The sequence below is a fragment of the Micromonospora siamensis genome (assembly GCF_900090305.1).
GTDB classification, from domain to species: Bacteria; Actinomycetota; Actinomycetes; order Mycobacteriales; family Micromonosporaceae; genus Micromonospora; species Micromonospora siamensis.
The window spans coordinates 5,048,784-5,068,906 of sequence record NZ_LT607751.1; the positions used below are offsets into that span (position 1 = coordinate 5,048,784).

Below are 20,123 nucleotides of genomic sequence, written 5' to 3' on the forward strand. Positions count from 1 at the left end.
GGAGGGGTGTCATCGCCGCGCAGTGTGACCGGTGTGGACGCGCCGCCGCCGAGGGTGACCGCTTCTGCGGTGGCTGCGGCGCGGAGCTGGGCTCGGTGTGCCCGCACTGCCTGCGACCGCTCGCCACGGACGTCGCGTTCTGCACCTCGTGCGGGGCGGCGCGGGCGGGCGCGCAGCAGGCCACCCCGACGCCGCAGGAGGACCGCCGCCGGGTCAGTGTGCTCTTCGTCGACCTGATCGACTTCACGCCGTACGTCGAGCGGACCGACCCCGAGCAGGTCCGCGGCATGCAGACCGGCTTCTTCGCCGCCGCGCGCCGGGTGGTCGGCCAGTACGGCGGCGTGGTGGAGAAGTACATCGGCGACGCGGTGATGGCGCTCTTCGGCGCCCCGGTGGCCACCGAGACCGACGCGCTGCGCTGCGTACGGGCCGGGTTGGAGCTGCAACGGGTGCTCACCCGGTTCGCCCCCACCGGCGCCGACGAGCTGCGCTTCCGGGTCGGCGTGGCGACCGGTGAGGCGCTGGTCGACGTGGCCGCCGCCCGCGACGGCGGGCAGGCCATCGTGGCCGGCGACGTGGTCAACACCGCCTCCCGGATGCAGTCGGTGGCCCCGCCCGGCGGGGTGCTGGTCTGCGGCGCCACCCACGCGCTGACCAAGGACGCCATCCGGTACGCCGAACAACCACCGGTCACCCTGCGCGGGCGCTCCACGCCCACCGAGGTGTGGCTGGCGCTCTCCCCGGTACGCCGGCAGCCCACCGACCGGGAACCCGACGTCACGCCGCTGATCGACCGCGAGCACGAGCTGGGCATGCTGGTCAACGCCCTGCACCGCTCGCTGCGGGACCGCCGCCCGCAGGTGGTGACCGTGTTCGGGCGGGCCGGCATCGGCAAGAGCCGACTGGTACGCGAGCTGTACCGGCACGCCGGACGGCTGGTCGACGAGCCGCTGACCTGGCGTACCGGGCGCTGCCCGCCGTTCGGTGAGAACGTCACGTTCGCCGCGCTGGCCGACGTGGTGAAGACCGAGGCGGGCATCCTCGACACCGACCCGGCGTCCACCGCGGCGCAGCGGCTCGCCGCGGCGGTCGGTGAGCTGGTCGGCCCCGCCGAGCGGGACCGGGTGGTGGCCGCGCTGCGTCCGCTGGTCGGGCTCCCCGGCACGGCGCTGCCGGCCGAGGAGACCGAGTCCGCGTGGCGGCGGTTCCTGTTGGCGCTGGCCGCCCGCCGCCCCACCGTGCTGGTCTTCGAGGACCTGCACTGGGCCGACGAGGCGATGCTGCGCTTCGTCGAGCTGCTCGGCGCGGCCGCCCGGGACGTGCCGCTGATGCTGCTGTGCACCGCCCGTCCCGAGCTGGTGGACCGGGACCCGAGCTGGGCCGGCACGATCACCGGGTCGGTCACCATCACCCTGCCGCCGCTGCGCGACACCGGCATCGCCTCGCTGTACGCGCACATGTTCGGCCAGGCGGCGTTCTCGGCCGACATGCTCAACCCGCTGATCGAGGTGGCCGGCGGCAACCCGCTCTACGCCCACGAGTACGTCCGGATGCTGATCGAGCAGGGCACGCTGCGCCAGTCCGGCCGGGGCTGGTCGCTGGAGAAGCACCTCGAACTGCCGATGCCGGAGAGCGTGCACGCGGTCATCGCCAACCGGGTGGACCTGCTCGACGCCAAGGACCGGGCGGTGCTGCTGGCCGCCGCCGTGGTCGGCGTGCAGTTCTGGCCGGGCGCGGTGGCCGCCGCCCTCGGGCAGCCGGTCGAGTCGGTGGAGCGGGCGCTGCGCCGGCTGGAGCAACGGGACTTCGTGCACGAGCAGGCGGCCTCCACGATGGCCGGGCAGCCCGAGTACCGGTTCCGGCACGTGCTGGTCCGCGACGTCTGCTACCAGCGCCTGCCGCGTACCGAGCGGGTGGCCCGGCACGAACGCACGGCGGACTGGCTCGACGCGCTGTCGGCCAGCCGGGACACCGACCTGGCCGAGGTCCTCGCGCACCACCGCTGGGCGGCGCACGAGATCGCCCGTACCCTCGGCATGCCCACCGGCCGGTACGCCGCGCCGGCCCGTCGCGCGCTGCACCGGGCGGCCCGCCGGGCGTACGCGCTGCACGGGCTGGACGCCGCTGCCGCGCACGCCGGTCGCGCGCTCGGCCTGGTCGACGACAGCGACCCGGTGGACCGGCTCCAGCTGGAGCTGCTGGCCACGGAGATCTCGTTCTACCGCGACGGCAACGCCTTCCTCTCCGGCGGCGGCCCGGACCAGCTGCACGCGCTGGCCGACCGGCTGCTGGCCCACGGTGACGACGCCTGCGCGGCCCGGGCCTGGACGCTGCTCGGCCAGGCCGCCTGGCTGCGGGCCGACCGGGGCGCGGCGGTGGCCTGCCTGGACCGGGCGGTGGCCCTGTTCGAGCCGTTGCCGGACAGCGCCCAGAAGGCGGACGCCTACGCCGAGCTGGGCCGGCTGCACATGCTCAACTACGAACGGGACGCGGCGGTCGCCGCGGCGGAGACGGCGGCCGAGATCGGTGACCGGCTGGGCCTGATCGAGACCCACGTCAACGCCCGGATCACCGCCGCCACGGCCCGCTACCAGGCGGGCGACCGGGCCGGCCTGGACGAGTTGCACGCGCTGGCGGAGCTGAGCCGGGGCCAGCAGCTGCTGGCGCTGCCCCGGGCGGTGCAGAACCTCGCCTTCGCCGTCTGCGAGGACGGCGACTGGTTGCGGCAGGAGGCGCTGCTGTCGGACTCGTCGGAGGCGGGCGGCGCCGGGCAGACCCTGGCCACCAGCTACTCGTGGGAGGCGGTCCGGGCGTACTTCGACGGTGACTTCGGGCGGCTGCTGAGCGCCGCGGACGCCTTCGTGGACACCCCGACCGGCGGATGGGACATGCAGGTACGCGGCCTGCGGGCGGCGCTGCGGGTGCTGCGCGGGCAGCCCGTCCCGCCCGAGCACCGGCCGGCGGGCCAGGAGCCGCGTACCGACCCGGTGCCGGTCGACGTCGCCCACCGCGACGACGTGGCGGCGGCGCTGGACGCGGCCCGGCGCAGCGGCTTCCACCGGCCGTACTGGACCATGCTGGGAATGGCCGCGTTGTGCCGGTCGTTGCAGGGCCGGCGGGACGAGGCCGCCGCGCTGGTGGACGAGCTGGCCCGGGCCTGGCTGGCCGTGCCGGCGCTGGCCAGCGGCGAGTGGGTCGGTCCGGCGGCGTACGCGGCCGCGCTGGCCGGCCGGGACGCCGCCGTGGTGGTCCGCTCGATGCTGGACCGGCCCGGCCACCGGACGCCGTGGTCGGAGGCGGCGCTGCGGACGGTGACCGGCGCGCTGGCGGCGGCGGACGGCGACCACCGGCGGGCCGGCGAGCTGTACCTGGCCGGCGCGGAGATCTACGCGGGGATCCCGGACGTCACCAGCCGGATGCTGTCGCTGGCGCTGGCGGTGGCCGAGTTGGAGCTGGCCGGTGATCCGGCCGCCCGGGGCCTGCTGGCGGAGGTGCGGGCGTTCGCGGCCCGCAACGAGGCGCCCGGGCTGCTCGCCCTGGCCGGGCGGCCGGCGACCCCGGCCGGCGGGGCGCTGGCCTGCTGACCGGGGCCGGCGCGCGGGGCGGTCAGGCGGCGACGGGCTGCCGGGGCACCGGCGGGGCGCTCTTCACCTTCTGCGCGTAGACGTCGACGTACTCGCGGCCGGAGAGCTCCATCAGCTCGTACATGATCTCGTCGGTGACCGCGCGCTCGACGAACCGGTCGCCGGACAACCCGGCGTAGCGGGAGAAGTCCAGCGGCGCGCCGAACCGGATCCGGATCCGGCCGAGGTTGGGGATGATCTGCCCGGTCGGCTGGATCTCGTCGGAGTTGAGCATGACCATCGGCACCACCGGAGCGCCGCTCTCCAGCGCCAGCCGGGCCACCCCGGTCTTGCCCCGGTAGAGCCGCCCGTCCGGGGAGCGGGTGCCCTCCGGGTAGATCCCGGCGATGCCGCCGGCGCGCAGCACCCGCAGCTGGGTCTCCAGGGCGGCCCGGGCGGCCCGCCCGCCGGAACGGTCCACCGGGATGGTCCCCGAGCCGACGAAGAACATCTTGGTGAGCCAGCCCTTGAGGCCCTTGCCGAGGAAGTATTCCGCTTTGGCGATGAAAGTGACTTTTCGCTTCACGATCAGCGGCGTGAAGATCGAGTCCGAGAACGACAGGTGGTTGCTGGCCAGGATGACCGGGCCGGTGGCCGAGATGTGCTCCAGGCCCTCGACCTGCGGGCGGAAGATCAGCCTCAGCACCGGGCCGAGAATGATGTACTTCAGCAGCCAGTACAGCACCGGGGTCCTTCCAGACGGGGGTGGCGACGGCACCGCTGCCGGGGTCGGCGGTGGGGCCGGCCGGGCACGCCCGGTGACCCGTCCGGGGCGCCGTCGGCGAGCGGAACTGTCCCCGAGAGCCTACGAACCGGGAGCGGCACGCCACAACGCACTCCCGGAACCGGCCTCCGACGTGTCACGATTCAGGGCACGGCGTACGGGCGCCGGGGCGCGAGCGGACGCACCGCCAGGTGCGATGAGGAGGGTGTCCGGTGTCAGCGGGTGGGCCCCGCCGGGGACGGCGGGACAACGGCCTCGACGCGAGCGAGTACGCCGTCGCGGGCGACGTGGATCCGCGCGTCGGTGAGCACCTGCTCGACGTGCTGGCCGCCGGCGGCATCGCCGCGTACCTGCAACCCTCGGCCGACCTGAACCCGGTGACCCGCACCACCACCGTCCCCGCCCGGCCGGTCGACCGGCTCTACGTCGACCGTTCGCACCTGACCACCGCCCGGGACTACCTCACCCAGCTCGCCGACGAGGCGGAGCCGCCGGCCCGCGACGACGAGCCGGACATCGAGGCCGAGTGGGCCCGGATCGTGGCCGGTTTCCACGCCGCGCCGAGCGCCGGCGAGCACCCCTGGCCAGCCGCGGAGGACGTCGACGACGACGACCCCAGCGAGCCGACCGGCCCGACGGCCGGGCCGACCGGGCGCACCACCGGCGACGAGGGCGCCGGCCCGACCGCCACCGACGTGCGCCGGCTGCCGTACGCGGCGGACGTCTCCGGGGTCTCGGTGAGCCGGGGCCGGACCGACGAGCCGTCGCTCCTGGACGGCCTGGACACCTTCGGCGCCGACCTGCCCGGTGACGAGGAGGAGGGATACACCCCTCCCCCACCGCCCCCGCTGCCCCGGGTGTCGAAGTACGCCGTGGCCGGCGTGCTCTGCATCCTGGTCGGGTTCGTGCTCCTCCTCCAGCCGGGGCTGCTCCCGGCCGACCGCTCGGTGGTCACCCTGGTCGGTTTCGCCGGGATCGTCGGCGGCTTCGTCACCCTGGTCTGGCGGTTGCGTCCCGGCGGCGACGACGACCACGACCCGGACGACGGCGCGGTGGTCTGAGCCCGGCCCGCATTCCGGGACGCCCCGCCACCCCGACCGAGGCGTAACAGTGGTGTAACTTACGGTCAGTAGGAATACGGCTGTACGTCACTTCCCCCACTGACTGCCCGGTTGTTCCTCGCTCGCGGTGGTCAGCCCTCAGCTGATCGGAATGCCCGAGATGCGACAGAGTTCCCTCGTGGTGGTGGCCAACCGCCTCCCCATCGACGACAGTGTGGCGCCCGACGGCGCCTGCGAGTGGCGCCGCAGCCCCGGTGGGCTGGTCAGCGCGCTGCACCCGCTGCTGCGGCACACCCCGGCCACCTGGGTCGGCTGGGCCGGCCGGACCGGCCCGGCACCGAGCCTGCCGGACGTGGACGGGGTCCGGATGCAGAGCGTCCCGCTCAGCGCCGAGGACTTCCGGGACCACTACGAGGGCTTCGCCAACGCGACCCTCTGGCCGCTCTACCACGACGCCGTCGAGCAACCGGAATACCATCGCCGCTGGTGGGAGGCGTACCAGCGGGTCAACCAGCGGTTCGCCGAGGTCGCCGCCGAGGTCGCCGAGCCAGGTGGCGTGGTCTGGATCCAGGACTACCACCTCCAGCTGGTGCCCGGCCTGCTCCGCGAGCTCCGCCCCGACCTGCGGATCGGCTTCTTCCTGCACGTGCCGTTCCCGCCGCCGGAGCTGTTCATGCAGCTGCCCCGCCGGGCCGAACTGCTGCGCGGGATGCTCGGCGCCGACCTGATCGGCTTCCAGCGGGCCCAGGCCGCGCACAACTTCGCCCAGCTGGTGGCCAAGGTGCTGGACCTGCCGGCCACCGACCGGCGGATCGGGGTGGACGACCGGGTGGTGCGGGTCGGCGCGTTCCCGGTCTCCATCGACACCGGGGAGATGGCGGCGCTGGCCGCCCGCCCCGAGGTGGCCGAGCGGGCCCGCCGGCTGCGTCAGGACCTCGGCGGACCCGAGCACGTCATCCTCAGCGTCGACCGGATGGACTACACCAAGGGCATCGAGCAGCGGCTCAAGGCGTACAGCGAGCTGATCGCCGGCGGCCACGTCAAGGTCCGGGACACGGTCCTCGTCCAGGTGGCGATGCCCAGCCGGGAGCGGGTCGGCCAGTACCAGATCCTCCGGGAGCGGATCGAGCGCGAGGTCGGCCGGATCAACGGCGAGTTCGGCCGGGTCGGCGAGCCGGCCATCCACTACCTCACCCAGCCCTTCGACCGGGCCGAGCTGGCGGCGCTCTACCGGATGGCCGACGTGATGGCGGTGACCCCGCTGCGCGACGGGATGAACCTGGTCGCGAAGGAGTACGTGGCCGCCCGGGTCGACGACACCGGCGCGCTGCTGCTCAGTGAGTTCGCCGGCGCCGCCGCCGAACTGTCCCAGGCGTACCAGGTCAACCCGCACGACCTGGAAGGGCTCAAGCAGGGGCTGCTGGCCACCCTCCAGGCCGACCCGGCCGACCTGTCCCGGCGGATGCGCGGCATGCGCGAGCACCTGCGGGAGCACGACATCCGCGCCTGGGCGCGCTCGTACCTCAGCGCCCTGGACGAGACCGGCTCGCTGACCACCCGGCTGCGCACCGACTGAGCGGCCGTGGCGGGCGGCGCCGCGCCGTGAGCGACGGCGGACGCCGGCGTTCCCCGGTCAGGCGCCGGGGCGGGTCGCCGGCTCCTTGTCCAGCCAGTCCAGGAGCGCGTCGATCGGCTCCCGCCACCGGGCGTCCAGCATCAGGTCGTGACCCATGCCGGGGAAGAGCAGCGGTGCCGAGCCGTACCGGCGGGCCGCCCGGTTCAGCGCCGCGGCCGGGACCACCTGGTCGTCCGGGCTGCCCAGCACCAGCACCGGCGGTCGGCCGACCGCCGGCTCCGGCTCGTCCGGGTTCAGCAGCGCCCACTGGGCCCGCCGGCCGGCCCGCCCCAGCCGCTCGGCGTACCGCCGGGCGTCGGCGTCCGGCAGCTCCCGGCTGAACAGCTGCCGCGGGGTCAACCGCAGGCCGCCACCGAACACCGCGGGCAGCGTGCCGGCGGGGTTGCGGCGCAGCGCCGCGCCGAAGGTCGACCAGCCGCCCAGCACCGGCGCCACCAGCACGGCCGCCCGGGCCGGGTAGCGCGCCAGCGCGTGCGCCACCACCAGGGCCCCGGCGCCGTGCCCCACCAGCACCGCCTGCCGCGGCAGGCCCGCCGCCACCTGGACCACGTCATGGGCGTACGCCCGCAGCGTCGCGTCCGGCGCCGGCTCGCTGCCGCCGTGGCCGCGCAGGCTCAGCGCGTACGCCGGGAAGCCCCGGCCGGCGGCGTGCTCCAGCCAGTGCTCGGCGAACGCCCACGCGCCGTGCCCGAAGCCCGGCACGAACAGCAGCGGTGGCCGGCCCTGCTCCAGCTCAGGGACGGCGCCGAGCACCTCGCGGCGGGCCGGCCGCTCCGGGCGGGCCCACTCCCGCGCCCGCATCACCCGCGCCCGGTCCGTCATCTGGCTGCCTCCAGCTCGTGCAGGGCGCGCTCCACCGCACGCAGGTAGTCGGCGTGGCCGACCTCGAACCAGTGCCGGCTGCTGTCCTTGACCGTGCCCGAGTAGCGCTCCCCGGCCCGGGCGGCGACCCGCTCGGCGAAGGCGGCGGCCCGCTCGGGCCGGGCGGACCGGGCCCGCAGCAGCCGGGCGAAGAGCACCGTCTGCCAGTGCGACAGGGTGAAGATCCCCGAGTCGGGCTGCACCAGGCCGGCCACGGCGAGGGTCGGGTGGCCGGGCACGAACGCGTTGAGCCACAGCCGGGGCCGCCCCTGGCCGCCCTCGTCGCCGAGCAGCGCCGGGTCGAGGAACTCGAAGCGCGGCAGGTAGCCGGTGGCGAAGACGACCAGCTCCGGGTCGATCGAGCGGCCGTCGGTCAGCTCCACCGTCCGGTCGTGGAACCGGGCGATCTCCGGCACCGGGGTGATCTCGCCGTGGCCGACGTAGTAGACCAGTTGGCTGTTGGCGATCGGGTGGGTCTCGTAGACCCGGTGGTCCGGCTTCGGCAGCCCGAAGCGGGTGAGGTCGCCGACGGTGAGCCGCAGCGTCCAGTGGTAGAGCCACTGGCGGACCCGCAGCGGCACCCGCAGCGCCAGCAGGGTGTCGTTGACCTGGTCGGCCGGGCGGCCCAGGACGTACTTCGGGGCGTACCAGTAGCCGCGCCGGGTGGAGTGCCAGCAGTGCGACGCCTGCTGCGCCGCCTCGACGGCGATGTCGCAGCCGGTGTTGCCGGCCCCGACCACCAGCACCCGCTTGCCGCGCAGCTGCGCCGGGTCCTTGTAGGACGAGGCGTGCATGACCTCGCCTCGGAACCCTTCGAGCCCCTCGTAGCGGGGCAGCTTCGGCGACCAGTTGTGTCCGTTGGCGACCACCACGGCGGCGTACCGGGAGGTGCGTTCCGGGCCGTACCCGCCGGTGCTGCGGGTGGTGACGTCCCAGCGCTCGCCCTCGACCGGCTCGACCCGGACCACCTCGGTGCCGAACCAGATGTGCTGGCGCAGCTCGAAGTGGTCGGCGTACCGCTCGAAGTAGGAGAGCAGCTGGCTGTGGTGCGGGTAGTCCGGCCAGGAGTCCGGCATCGGGAAGTCGGGGAACTGGGTGAACGGCCGGGACGAGATCAGGTGCGTGCTCGCGTACACCGGGCTGCGGTCGTGTCGCCAGTTCCACGCGCCGCCGACACCGGTCTCCCGCTCGTAGCAGTCGACGCCGAAGCCGTGCTCGCGCAGGTTCTTCACCGCGGTCAGGCCGCTGGCGCCGGCGCCGATCACGCAGACGGTGTCGCCGCGGTCGGAGACCGGGCGGCCGTCCCGGGTCGGGGCGACCGTCGGGTCGGGATCGAGGCGGCCGGGGTCGGTGGAGGAGGGCACCGGTGGACATCTCCTTTGTGCGGCACGCGGGCCGGGTCGGTGCGAAATCCTGCCGAGAATGCCCGCCGTTGTCCAGCCTCCCCGGCGCGACGGCGCGGTGCGCGTGCTCTTCTGGTAGCGCTGGGTGACCGGCCAGTCGGTCACTCCCCGTACGCCCACTTCGCCACCGCGACACGGTCCCAGGTGCCGCTTTGCTCTGCTGCCCCCGACGCACCACCGCAATGACCTGCGGTCGGCTAACCGGACGACCGCACGACCCACCGACACCCCGGTGACGCTCCGCTACTGATGCGTCGGTGGCAGCAAAGCAAAGGCTGGCGCGGGCAGGGTCGGCCGGGCACCTCAGGTCACGGCCGGTCACCGCCGCCCGCCGTCACCGCTGGCCGCCGACCAGCCACCGCCCGACCGCTCACCGGCGCGCGACGAGGAGCGTCAGTCGGCGGCGGGCAGCAGCAGGTCGACCAGGATCGGGAAGTGGTCGCTGGCCCGCCGGGTCTGCGGGGTGTCCACCACGTCGTAGTCGACCACGGTGATCCGCGGGTCGACGAAGAGCGCGTCGATCCGGCGGCGCGGGTTCGCGCACGAGTAGGTGTGCCGGTCCGCGCGGTCCATGGCCACCGCGGTGTCGGTCAGCCCCTCGGCCACGCCGCGCCAGGCCGGCCCGTCCGGCCCCTCGTTGAGGTCCGCCCCGGCCACCACCGGCAGGGTGGCGGCGGACAGCTCCCGCTTGAAGGCCGCCGCCTGCCCCGGCCGCTCGGCCGGGTCGGTGGACAGGTGCGACCCGGCCAGCAGGAACCGGGCGCCGCCCACCCGGCACTCGGCGTACGCCGCGCCGCGCAGGTGCCGGCCCGGGGTGAGCGGGAAGCGCTGGCAGCGGGTCGCGGTCACCCGTACCCGCAGGCTGGTCAGGAGCAGGTTGCCCAGGGAGGGCAGCCCACCGGCGGCGACCACCATGCCGAACGACTCGGCCAGCGTGGCGGACTTCTGCCGCCACCGGAACCGGCGCGGCCCCTCCTGCACGATCACCACGTCCGGCTCGGCCGCGCGGACCACGGCCGCCAGCGCGGCGGTGTCGTCGCGCTGGGTGTGGATGTTGTACGACACGACGCGCAGCGGCACGCCCCGGTCAGCCGTCACCCCGCCCGCCTCAGATCCGGCGGGCCAGGTCGGCGGCGCCGATGACACCGGCGCTGTTGCCCAGCTCGGCCGGGCGGATCTCGGCGACCGGCAGCCGGCTGCGCTGGGCCAGCGCGTCCCGGTACGACCGGCGGGTCGGGCCCATCAGCAGGTCACCGGCCTCGACCACGCCGCCGCCGACGACCAGCACCTGCGGGTCGAGGATCTGCGCCATGTCGGCCAGGCTGGTGCCGAGCCAGCGGCCGACCTGGGCGAACGCCTCGGCGGAGACCGGGTCGCCGCCCTGAGCCGCGGCGGTCACCATCGGACCGGTGACCGCGTCGGCCTCGCCGCCGGCGAGTTCGAGCAGGGCGGTGGCGCGGTGCGGCTCCTGCCGGGCGGCGGCCCGGGCGAAGCGGACCAGCGCGCTGCCGCTGGCGTACTGCTCGATGCAGCCGAGCCGGCCGCAGCCGCACTGGTGGCCGTCCGGGACGGTCAGCATGTGGCCCAGCTCGGCGGCGATGCCGTTGGCGCCGCGGACCAGCTCGCCGCCGAGCACGATCCCGCCGCCCACGCCGGTGCCGATGGTGAACATGACCATCGAGTCGTCGGCGTCGCGGGCCGCGCCGTGCCGGAACTCGGCCCAGGCCGCCACGTTGCCGTCGTTCTCGACGATCACCGGCTTGCCGACGGCGGCGCTCACGTAGTCGCGCAGCGGCTCGTCCCGCCAGGCCAGGTTCGGCGCGAACAGCACGGTGGAGCGGCTGGCGTCGATCCAGCCGGCGGCGCCGATGCCGACCGCGTCGACGGTGTGCCCGGCGGCCAGCTCGGTGACGACCTCGATGATGACGTCGCGGGTCTTTCCGACGTCATCCGCGGGGGTGTCCCGCCGGACCTGCACGAGAACCTTGCCGGCGTCGTCAACGACACCGCCGGCCACCTTCGTGCCACCGACGTCGACTCCGATGGTCAGCGTCACCGCTGCCACTCCCCTCTGCTGTGCTGCCCGGCATCGGCCGAACCGGCCGTGCGATGCCCGGGATGTCCGGTGGTCAGGCCCCGTCGCCTGCTGCGTCCCCGCCCACCTCGCCGGACGCCCGCGACGCGGGCACCACGGGACGGCCGGCCGGCGACCGGATCGGTTCCGGCTCGTCCGGCCCGGCACCATCGGCGGGCTGCGACAACTCCGGCTCGGCGGGGCTGACGCCACGCCACGACCCGGAGCCGTCGTCGGCACCCGGATCGGCCGCGCCCTCCCCCCGGGTGGCGGCGGACCACACGTCCTGCTCGGGTGCCGGCTGAGAATCATGCCCGGTCCGGGTGGCCTCGCGCCACACGTGGTCGCCGCCGGGGCCTCCCGCCCGGGGTCCGGGGTCCGACGCCGCCGCCCCGGCGTGGTCACCGGCGGTGGGCGCGGCGGCACGGTTGGTGGCCGACTCGGCGCCGGGCTGGGCGAAGGCGCGCAACAGGCTGGCCACTCCGGCGGCCAGGTCGCCCGCCCCGGTGGCGAGCCGCTCGGCGAATTCCGGATCAGGGTCGCGCAACGCGGCGATACCGCGACAGACGGGGCAGATGCAGCATTCGGGGGCGCCGGTGGCGAAACCGCTCCCAGCCTCGCGACCGGGGCGCGGAGCGCCGCTCCCGGCGGAGAACCGGTCACCGGTGTGACCGAGCACACCCGAGAGGATCCCACCGAGCGGACCAAAAGCGCCGCCGGCCGGACCCGCCGCGGCGGCCAGCCGCGTGGTGGCCAGCAGCGCGGCGACCAGACGTTCCGCCTCTTCCCGGGCCGAACCCGGCTCCGTACCTGCCATCGTCGGCTCCTCTACCGTGGCGACCGGGCCGCCGGTGGTCGGGTCAGTGTGCCGCACCGGGTGTCTCTACCCGGCGCTTGAGCTGCTTCAACGCGGTATCCATGATCATCTTCTCGGCCTTGCGCCGAAACATGCCGAGCATGCCCACCGCCAACTCCACCTCGAGGGTGTAGGTCACCGTGGTGCTGCCGTCCGGGTTGCCCACCAGGTCGTACGACCCGCGCTGCGAGCGCTGCATCTTCGACGGCGCGACCAGGTGCCACTCGATGCGGGACAGGTCCTCGGCGTACTCGTAGGCCAGGACGTACTCGTCGGCCATCACGCCGGCGTCGATCGTGAACCGGACCTGGCTGGCATAGCCGTCCTCGTACTCCTCGACCACCTCGGTGTCGCGGACCGCCTCGGTCCACTCGGGGTAGCTCGGGAAGTCGCAGATGACCGCCGCCACCCGGTCCGGTGACGCGCCGATGACGATCGACTGGGTGGAGGTGTCCGCCATGGGGGGAGGCTACCCGGCGGCGGGCGTACCCGCCCCGCTCCACCCCCGGGCGCGGGTGTGTCCCAGCAGTCGGGCGGGCAACCTGGCTGTCAGCGCCGCCGGAGCGGGCGGGTAGGTTTCGACAGAGCCGACCCAGCGGCCGGCCCGGCCAGTGCGAGCACGAGGGAGTGCAGGTGCGCGAGTTCTCCGTTCCGCCGATCGTCACCGTCGGCGACGCGGCAAACCTGACCGACCCGGTCTGGGACAACGCCGAGGCGGCACCGGACGCGGTGCAGTTCGTCCGACCGGTCCGCACCGGCGAGGCGGGCACGAGCTGGGTGGACGTGACCTGCCGGCAGTTCCGCGACGAGGTCGTCGCGGTGGCCCGCGGGCTGGTCGCCTCGGGCATCGGCCCCGGCGACCGGGTCGCGCTGATGAGCCGTACCCGCTACGAGTGGACCCTGCTCGACTACGCCATCTGGGCGGCCGGCGCGGTGACCGTGCCGATCTACGAGACCTCCAGCGCCGAGCAGGCCGCCTGGATCCTGGCCGACTCCGGCGCCACCGCCGTGGTCGTCGAGACCACCGCCCACGCCGCGCTGGTGGCCGGCGTCCGCGACCGGCTGCCCGAGCTGCGTCACGTCTGGCAGATCGACCTGGGCGCGGTGGACGAGCTGGTCGCCGCCGGCGGATCGATCGACCAGGCCGACATCGAGGTACGCCGCACGAGCGTCCGGGCCGCCGACGTCGCCACGATCATCTACACCAGCGGCACCACCGGCCGGCCCAAGGGCTGCGTGCTGACCCACCGCAACATGTACGCCGACATCGCCAACGCGGTGCCGGTGCTGCCCAACCTGTTCAGCCCCGGCGCGTCGACGCTGCTGTTCCTGCCGCTGGCGCACGCCTTCGCCCGGCTCATCCAGATCGGCGTGGTGCAGGCCCGGGCCACCATGCGGCACTGCGCGGACACCAAGGACCTGGTCGGCGAGCTCCAGGAGTTCAAGCCGACGTTCGTGCTCTCCGTACCCCGGGTCTTCGAGAAGGTCTACAACGGCGCCCGGCAGAAGGCCGAGGCGGACGGCAAGGGCAAGATCTTCGACCGGGCCGAGAAGGTGGCGATCGCGTACAGCGAGGCGCTGGAGACCGCCGACGGTCCGGGCCTGGCCCTGCGCGCCCAGCACGCCCTCTTCGACCGGCTGGTCTACCGCAAGCTGCGCGCCGCCCTCGGCGGCCGCTGCCGCGACGCGATCTCCGGTGGCGCCCCGCTCGGCGCCCGGCTCGGGCACTTCTTCCGCGGCATCGGCGTGACCATCTGCGAGGGCTACGGCCTCACCGAGACCTCCCCGGCCGTCGCCGCCAACCTGCCCACCGGCACCAAGGTCGGCACGGTCGGCCGGCCGCTGCCCGGGGTGACCGTGCGGATCGCCGACGACGGCGAGATCCTGATCTCCGGTGACGTGGTCTTCGAGGGGTACTGGAACAACGAGTCCGCCACCGCCGAGGCGCTGGACGCCGGCTGGTTCCACACCGGCGACCTGGGGCAGCTCGACGACGACGGCTACCTCAGCATCACCGGGCGCAAGAAGGAGATCATCGTGACGGCCGGCGGCAAGAACGTCGCCCCGGCCGTGCTGGAGGACCAGGTGCGGGCGCACCCGCTGGTCAGCCAGTGCCTGGTGGTCGGCGACCGGCAGCCGTTCATCGCCGCGCTGGTCACCGTCGACGAGGAGGCGCTGCCGAAGTGGCTGGCCGCGCACGGCCGGCAGGAGACCACCGCCGTGGCCGAGCTGCGCGACGACGAGGCGCTGCGGGCCGAGATCCAGGGCGCGGTCGACCTGGCCAACCAGTCGGTCTCCAAGGCCGAGGCGATCAAGGTGTTCCGGATCCTCCCGCAGGACTTCACCGAGGCCACCGGCGAGCTGACCCCGTCGCTGAAGGTCAAGCGGCAGGTCGTACACAAGACGTACGCGGCGGAGATCGCCGACATCTACCGCGGCTGACTACGATCCGTCACGTGCCCGCCTCGACACCCAGCCGACCCCTGACCCATCCCCTCGCCGCGATCGCGCGGCTGGTGATGCTCGCCCTGGTCGCCCTGCTGACCTACGTCGCCACCCGCGACCCCGCCCAGCTCTGGTGGATCGCCCTGCTCGCGGTCGCCGGGCTGCCCGCCCTGCTGGCCCCCCAGCACCGGCTGCTCGGCCCGCTCAGCCGGGTCGCCGAGGTGGTGGTCCTCGGCCTGGCCGCCAGCCAGGTCGCGGCCGTCGCCGACATCGGCGGCCCGGTCGAGGGGCTCGGCGCGTCCGCCGTGCTGCCCTACCTGGCCGTGCCGGTGACGGTGACCGCGCTGCGCCGGCACTTCCGGGAGGGTGCCGGCCTGCTCGCGGTCACCGCGCTGACCCTGCTGGTCAGCGGCGCGCTCACCCACGTCGACGGGGGCCGTCAGCTGGCCCAGCCCGGCTACCTGGCGGTCTGCGCGCAGTGGCTGGTCCTGGCCGGCCTCGGCCTCTACGCGGCCAGCAGCCTGCACCAGGTGATGCGGGTCCGCGGCGAGGGCAAGCCCCAGCCGTACGCCGAGGCGACCCGGCTGCTGACCCAGCTGCGTACGGTCGCCCGGCAGCTGCCCGGCGCCACCCTGGACCCGGGCGGCATCTCCGAGCACCTGCTGGAGGAGCTGCGGCTGGCGGCCCCCACCGACCGGGGCGCGGTGCTGTCGGCCAGCGGCGGCGGCCGGCTGGTGGTGCTCGCCCAGATCGGCGCCGACCGGGTCGACTGGGAGACCACGCTGGACGCCGACTCGGCCATCGCCGACGCCTGGGCCAGCCAGCAGCCGCACACCTCGGCCCGCTCGCAGGCTCGCTCGCACCGCGGCGGAGACGTCTCCGCGCTGATCGTGCCGCTGGTGGCCGGGGTGCGGACGGTCGGCCTGGTGGTGCTGGAGTCCGACACCGCGCAGGCGTACCCGGCGCCGGTGATGTCCCGGGTGACCGCGCTGACCGGCCCGGCCGCGCTGCGGCTGGAGGCGGCGCTGCTCTTCGACGAGGTGCGCTCGCTGGCCACCAACGAGGAGCGGCAGCGGCTGGCCCGGGAGATCCACGACGGGGTCGCCCAGGAGCTGGTGATGGTCGGCTACGGCATCGACAACGCGCTGGCGTACGTCGACGAGGACCCGAAGGAGACCGCCGAGGCGCTGCGCCTGCTGCGCCAGGAGGTGACCCGGGTGATCACCGAGCTGCGACTGAGCCTGTTCGAGCTGCGCAGCGAGGTGGACCGGCACGGCGGGCTGGCCGCCGCGATCGCCGAGTACGCCCGGACCGTCGGCGCCTCCGGCGGGCTGCGGGTGCACCTGTCGCTGGACGAGTCGACGGCGCGGCTGCCCGCCGCCACGGAGGCCGAGCTGCTGCGCATCGCGCAGGAGGCGGTGACCAACGCCCGCAAGCACGCCGGCGCGTCGAACCTCTGGGTCACCTGTGAGGTGGACCCCCCGTACGCGCAGATCGAAGTGTCGGATGACGGTCACGGCATCGGTGACCAGCGCCCGGACGGGCACTATGGTCTTGCGATCATGGCGGAGAGGGCGGAACGTATCCGGGGCCGGTTGGAGATCAGGCCGCGGCGACCCAGCGGCACGACGGTGGCCGTGGTGGTCGGCTCCTCGCCCCGGCGCGATAAGGTGCGCGGCAGCGCCGCAGCAGCAGAAGGGGAGTAACCCGAGGATGACCACTAGCCCGACACCGGCGACCCGTACCAAGGTCCTCCTTGTCGACGATCACGACCTCATCCGCAAGGGGCTGCGGCACGCCTTCGAGCGGGACCGGCAGTTCGAGGTCGTCGGCGAGGCGGCCACCGCGGCGGAGGGCGTACGGCAGGCCGGTGCGCTCCAGCCCGACGTGGTGATCATGGACCTGCGCCTGCCCGACGGCAGCGGCCTGGAGGCCACCCGCGCGCTGCGCAAGTCCAGCGCCACCATGGGCATCGTGGTGCTCACCATGTACGCCGGCGACGACCAGCTCTTCGGCGCACTGGAGGCCGGGGCGAGCGCGTTCGTGCCGAAGACCGCGCCGGCCGACGAGGTGGTCGCCGCCGCCCGGCACGCCGCCTCCTCCCCCAGCGCGTTCACCGCGGCCGACCTGGCCGAGGCGATGAAGCGCCGGCTGGCCCCGTCCGGCCCGCAGCTCTCCCCGCGGGAGGGCCAGGTGCTGCGGCTGCTCGCCGACGGCATGAGCGTCGCCGGCATCGCCAAGCAGCTGTTCGTCAGCGAGTCCACCGCCAAGACGCACATCTCGAAGCTCTACGAGAAGCTCGGCGCCGCCAACCGGGCCCAGGCCCTGATGACCGCGCTGCGGCTCGGTCTGCTCGAGGCGCCGGACGCCCCGAAGTTCTGACCCACCGCACCGACCGAGAGGTCCGTGTCCCGCCGGGGTGACCCGGCTGGCACGGGCCTCTCGCGCGTACGGGGATCGATCGGCCCTGGTCACGCGGTGCGGGACGGCCCCGGCTCTTCTCACCCGGGGCCGGGAGGGGCACAATACGCCGGGTGGCCCGCAGGGCCGACCATTCCCGCGTTGTCCACCAAAAGGGGTCAGGCATGCAGCGGCCGGACTGGGCACCCGACACCATCGACATCGAACGCCCCAGCGTGGCCCGCATGTACGACTACTACCTCGGCGGCTCGCACAACTTCGCCCCCGACCGGGCCGCCGCCCGGGCGATGATGGCGGCCGTGCCCGAGGCCCCGCTGATGGCCCAGGCCAACCGGGCGTTCCTGCGCCGGGTGGTGCAGCACCTGGCCGAGTCGGGGGTGCGGCAGTTCCTCGACATCGGCTCGGGCATCCCCACCGTCGGCAACGTGCACGAGATCGCCCAGCGGGTCGCCCCCGACTCCAGGGTGGTGTACGTGGACGTCGACCCGGTGGCGGTGGCGCACAGCCGGGAGATCCTCGCCGGCAACGACCGGGCCACCGTGATCCAGGAGGACCTGCGGCGGCCGGCGGCGATCCTGGCCCACCCGGAGGTCACCCGGCTGCTCGACTTCTCCGAACCGGTCGCCGTGATGATCGTGGCGGTGCTGCACTTCATCGCGCCCGAGGACCGGCCGGCGGAGATCCTGCGTACCCTGCGGGACGCGCTGGCCCCCGGCAGCCACCTGGTGCTCTCCCAGGCCAGCGACGACGGCCGGGACGGCACCGGCGAACGGGCCGAGGCCGAGCGGGTCTACCGGCGCACCGACAGCCAGCTCTGGATCCGCGGCCGACGGGAGATGATCGACCTCTTCGACGGCTTCGACCTGGTCGAGCCCGGGGTGGTGTGGGTGCCGCAGTGGCGGCCGGAGTCGCCGGAGAGCGCCGAGGACGCCGAGCGGGCGGTCTTCATGGGCGGCGTGGGGCGGCTGTCGTGACCGGGGGACCGGAGGCCGACCGGTCCTGCCCGGGGACGTTCGCCCGGGCCTGGGCCAAGGCCGTCTCGGGCACCAGCTACCTGCCGATGACCCAGGCCCAGCTGGAGGCGCTGCTGCACCGGCTCACCGGGCGGCTGGCCGAGGCGCTGCGCTCCGAGCCGTTCGACCAGCGCATCGGGCAGCAGGTCGGCGCGGAGCTGGTCGCCGCGCACATCGCCTCCGCCGAGGGACTGGGCCGTACCGTCGAGGTGATCCAGCTGCGGCTGCTGCGCGACCTGGGGCTGGTCGCCGACGACGGCGAGGACCGGATGGCGCGGCTGCTGGCCACGGTCGCCACCGGGTACGCCCGCGCGCTGCGCGACCGGACCCTCGACGAGCAGGAGTCCATCCGGCGGGCCGCCATGGTGGCCCGGGCGCAGGCCGAGCGGGCGCTGCGGGACAGCGAGGCCCGGTTCCGGCACCAGGCCAACCACGACCCGCTCACCGGCCTGCCCAACCGCACCCTGTTCACCGAGCGGCTCACGGCGGCCATCGAGGGCCGGGGGGCGGACCGGGTCGGCGTCTGCTTCCTGGACCTGGACCGGTTCAAGGTGATCAACGATTCGCTCGGCCACCAGATCGGCGACCTGCTGCTGGTGGCGGTCGGTGAGCGGCTGCGCCAGGCCGTCGGCGAGCACCTGGTGGCGCGGCTCGGCGGCGACGAGTTCGTCATCCTGGTCGAACGCACCGGCGGCACCGACGACGCGGTCCGGGTCGCCGAGACGGCGCTGGCCGCCGTCCGCCGACCGACGGTCGTCGCCGGGCACGAGCTCACCGTCTCGGCCAGCATCGGCATCGTGGAGCAGCCGGTCGACGGCACCACCCCCGGTGAGCTGATGCGGGCCGCCGGCAGCACCCTGCACTGGGCCAAGGCCGCCGGTGGGGCCCGCTGGTCGGTCTTCGACGCCGACCGCAACGAACGCGAGCTGGCCCGGTACGCGCTCTCCGCCGCCATCCCGACGGCGCTGGAGCGCGGCGAGTTCCTGCTGGACTACCAGCCGCTGACCTCGCTGCGCGACGGCACCGTCCTGGGGATGGAAGCGCTGGTGCGGTGGCGGCATCCCCAACGCGGGCTGCTGCGCCCGGACGCCTTCATCGGGCTGGCCGAGGAGACCGGGCTGATCGTGCCGCTCGGCGGCTGGGTGCTGGCCGAGGCCTGCCGGGAGGCGGCCGGCTGGGGCGACGGGTCGGGGCCCGCGCCGTTCGTCAGCGTGAACCTGGCGGTGCAGCAGGTCCGCCGGCCGGGGCTGGTGGACGAGGTGCGGCGGCTGCTGCGCCGCACCGGCCTGCCGCCGCGACGGCTCCAGCTGGAGCTGACCGAGAGCACCATGATGAGCACCGCCGAGGAGCCGGTCCGTGCCCTGCGGGTCCTGGCCGACCTGGGCGTCCGGATCGCCATCGACGACTTCGGCACCGGCTACTGCAACCTGGCGTACCTGCGGGGGCTGCCGGTGACCGAGCTCAAGGTGGCGGGCGAGTTCGTCACCGGCCTGCGCGCCCCGGAACCGGCGAGCCGCACCGACGAGCGGATCCTCGCCTCGCTGGTGTCGCTGGCCCACGCCCTGGACCTCACGGTGACCGCGGAGGGGGTGGAGACCGCGGAGCAGGCCGACCGGCTGCGGGCGATCGGCTGCGACGCCGCACAGGGCTGGCACTTCGGCCGCCCCGGGCCGGCCGGGCAGCACCTGGCCCGCTCCCCCGCCCTGTCCGGCACCTGACCGCCGCGCTCAGGCCCGGGCCGGGACCGGCCGGCCGTCGTCGCCGTTCAGGTACGCCAGCACCGCCAGCACCCGCCGGTTGTCGTCGGTCGACGGCGGCATCCGCAGCTTGCCGAAGACGTTGTCGATGTGCTTGCTGACCGCCTTCTCGGTGACGAAGAGCCGGGCGGCGATCGCCGCGTTCGACCGGCCCTCCGCCATCAGGCCCGGCACCTCCCGCTCCCGGGTCTGGCCTGGCTCAGCGCGCGCCCGCCCAGCGGGGCAGGCCCGGCTCAGCGGGTGAACCAC

Annotated in this window: 15 protein-coding genes and 1 pseudogene; 8 read left to right on the forward strand and 8 right to left on the reverse strand. The window is 74.6% G+C overall.

The window, feature by feature from the left end:
• Nucleotides 1-11: 11 nt before the first annotated feature.
• Nucleotides 12-3,584 carry an ATP-binding protein gene (locus GA0074704_RS22905; RefSeq protein ID WP_231926947.1) on the forward strand — a complete coding sequence of 1,191 codons (3,573 nt, stop codon included), beginning with the start codon at nt 12-14 and terminating at the stop codon, nt 3,582-3,584.
• 22 nt (nt 3,585-3,606) lie between these two features.
• Here the strand turns inward: GA0074704_RS22905 and GA0074704_RS22910 are convergent, their stop codons facing one another.
• Complete coding sequence (locus tag GA0074704_RS22910; RefSeq protein WP_088972408.1) at nt 3,607-4,308, reverse strand: lysophospholipid acyltransferase family protein; 702 nt, start codon at nt 4,306-4,308, stop codon at nt 3,607-3,609.
• Between the two features lie 251 nt (nt 4,309-4,559).
• On the opposite strand from GA0074704_RS22910, the gene GA0074704_RS22915 reads away from it, so the two are divergent.
• Both GA0074704_RS22915 and GA0074704_RS22920 read left to right on the forward strand, forming a co-directional pair.
• Nucleotides 4,560-5,408: a DUF308 domain-containing protein gene (locus GA0074704_RS22915; RefSeq protein WP_088972409.1), complete on the forward strand. Its 849-nt coding sequence runs from the start codon at nt 4,560-4,562 to the stop codon at nt 5,406-5,408.
• A gap of 160 nt (nt 5,409-5,568) precedes the next feature.
• Nucleotides 5,569-6,984 carry an alpha,alpha-trehalose-phosphate synthase (UDP-forming) gene (locus GA0074704_RS22920; RefSeq protein ID WP_088973901.1) on the forward strand — a complete coding sequence of 472 codons (1,416 nt, stop codon included), beginning with the start codon at nt 5,569-5,571 and terminating at the stop codon, nt 6,982-6,984.
• 57 nt (nt 6,985-7,041) lie between these two features.
• On the opposite strand, the gene GA0074704_RS22925 is transcribed toward GA0074704_RS22920, so the two are convergent.
• The 6 genes from GA0074704_RS22925 to GA0074704_RS22950 form a co-directional block, all read right to left on the reverse strand.
• Complete coding sequence (locus GA0074704_RS22925) at nt 7,042-7,866, reverse strand: alpha/beta hydrolase (RefSeq protein ID WP_088972410.1); 825 nt, start codon at nt 7,864-7,866, stop codon at nt 7,042-7,044.
• On the reverse strand, nt 7,863-9,269 hold the full coding sequence (locus tag GA0074704_RS22930) for a flavin-containing monooxygenase (RefSeq protein WP_088972411.1): 1,407 nt from the start codon (nt 9,267-9,269) through the stop codon (nt 7,863-7,865). Before GA0074704_RS22930 ends, GA0074704_RS22925 begins: the two co-directional genes overlap by 4 nt.
• Before the next feature lie 432 nt (nt 9,270-9,701).
• On the reverse strand, nt 9,702-10,406 hold the full coding sequence (locus GA0074704_RS22935; RefSeq protein WP_088972412.1) for an endonuclease/exonuclease/phosphatase family protein: 705 nt from the start codon (nt 10,404-10,406) through the stop codon (nt 9,702-9,704).
• 10 nt (nt 10,407-10,416) lie between these two features.
• The gene (locus tag GA0074704_RS22940) at nt 10,417-11,364 is read right to left on the reverse strand and encodes an ROK family glucokinase (RefSeq protein WP_088972413.1); all 948 of its coding nucleotides are present in this window, start codon (nt 11,362-11,364) and stop codon (nt 10,417-10,419) included.
• A gap of 73 nt (nt 11,365-11,437) precedes the next feature.
• Nucleotides 11,438-12,199: a hypothetical protein gene (locus GA0074704_RS22945; protein ID WP_088973902.1), complete on the reverse strand. Its 762-nt coding sequence runs from the start codon at nt 12,197-12,199 to the stop codon at nt 11,438-11,440.
• A 43-nt stretch (nt 12,200-12,242) separates the two neighbouring features.
• A complete protein-coding gene (locus tag GA0074704_RS22950) occupies nt 12,243-12,698 on the reverse strand; it encodes an SRPBCC family protein (RefSeq protein ID WP_088972414.1) in 456 nt (151 codons plus the stop codon).
• A 173-nt stretch (nt 12,699-12,871) separates the two neighbouring features.
• Between GA0074704_RS22950 and GA0074704_RS22955 the strand changes: the two genes are divergently transcribed.
• The 5 genes from GA0074704_RS22955 (at nt 12,872) to GA0074704_RS22975 (ending at nt 19,835) form a co-directional block, all read left to right on the forward strand.
• Complete coding sequence (locus GA0074704_RS22955) at nt 12,872-14,680, forward strand: AMP-dependent synthetase/ligase (protein ID WP_088973903.1); 1,809 nt, start codon at nt 12,872-12,874, stop codon at nt 14,678-14,680.
• 14 nt (nt 14,681-14,694) lie between these two features.
• The gene (locus GA0074704_RS22960) at nt 14,695-16,389 is read left to right on the forward strand and encodes a sensor histidine kinase (protein WP_088972415.1); all 1,695 of its coding nucleotides are present in this window, start codon (nt 14,695-14,697) and stop codon (nt 16,387-16,389) included.
• Nucleotides 16,390-16,396: 7 nt separating this feature from the next.
• Nucleotides 16,397-17,065, forward strand: a complete 669-nt coding sequence (locus GA0074704_RS22965) for a response regulator transcription factor (protein ID WP_088972416.1) — start codon at nt 16,397-16,399, stop codon at nt 17,063-17,065.
• Between the two features lie 203 nt (nt 17,066-17,268).
• Nucleotides 17,269-18,078, forward strand: coding sequence for an SAM-dependent methyltransferase (locus GA0074704_RS22970; RefSeq protein ID WP_088972417.1), 810 nt, complete (start codon nt 17,269-17,271; stop codon nt 18,076-18,078).
• A gap of 86 nt (nt 18,079-18,164) precedes the next feature.
• Nucleotides 18,165-19,835 (forward strand): putative bifunctional diguanylate cyclase/phosphodiesterase, encoded by a 1,671-nt coding sequence (locus GA0074704_RS22975; RefSeq protein WP_088973904.1) that lies wholly within the window; start codon nt 18,165-18,167, stop codon nt 19,833-19,835.
• 9 nt (nt 19,836-19,844) lie between these two features.
• Here GA0074704_RS22975 and GA0074704_RS22980 read toward each other — a convergent pair.
• Nucleotides 19,845-20,060, reverse strand: a pseudogene (locus tag GA0074704_RS22980) (response regulator transcription factor); the annotation flags it as partial.
• Nucleotides 20,061-20,123 lie beyond the last annotated feature (63 nt).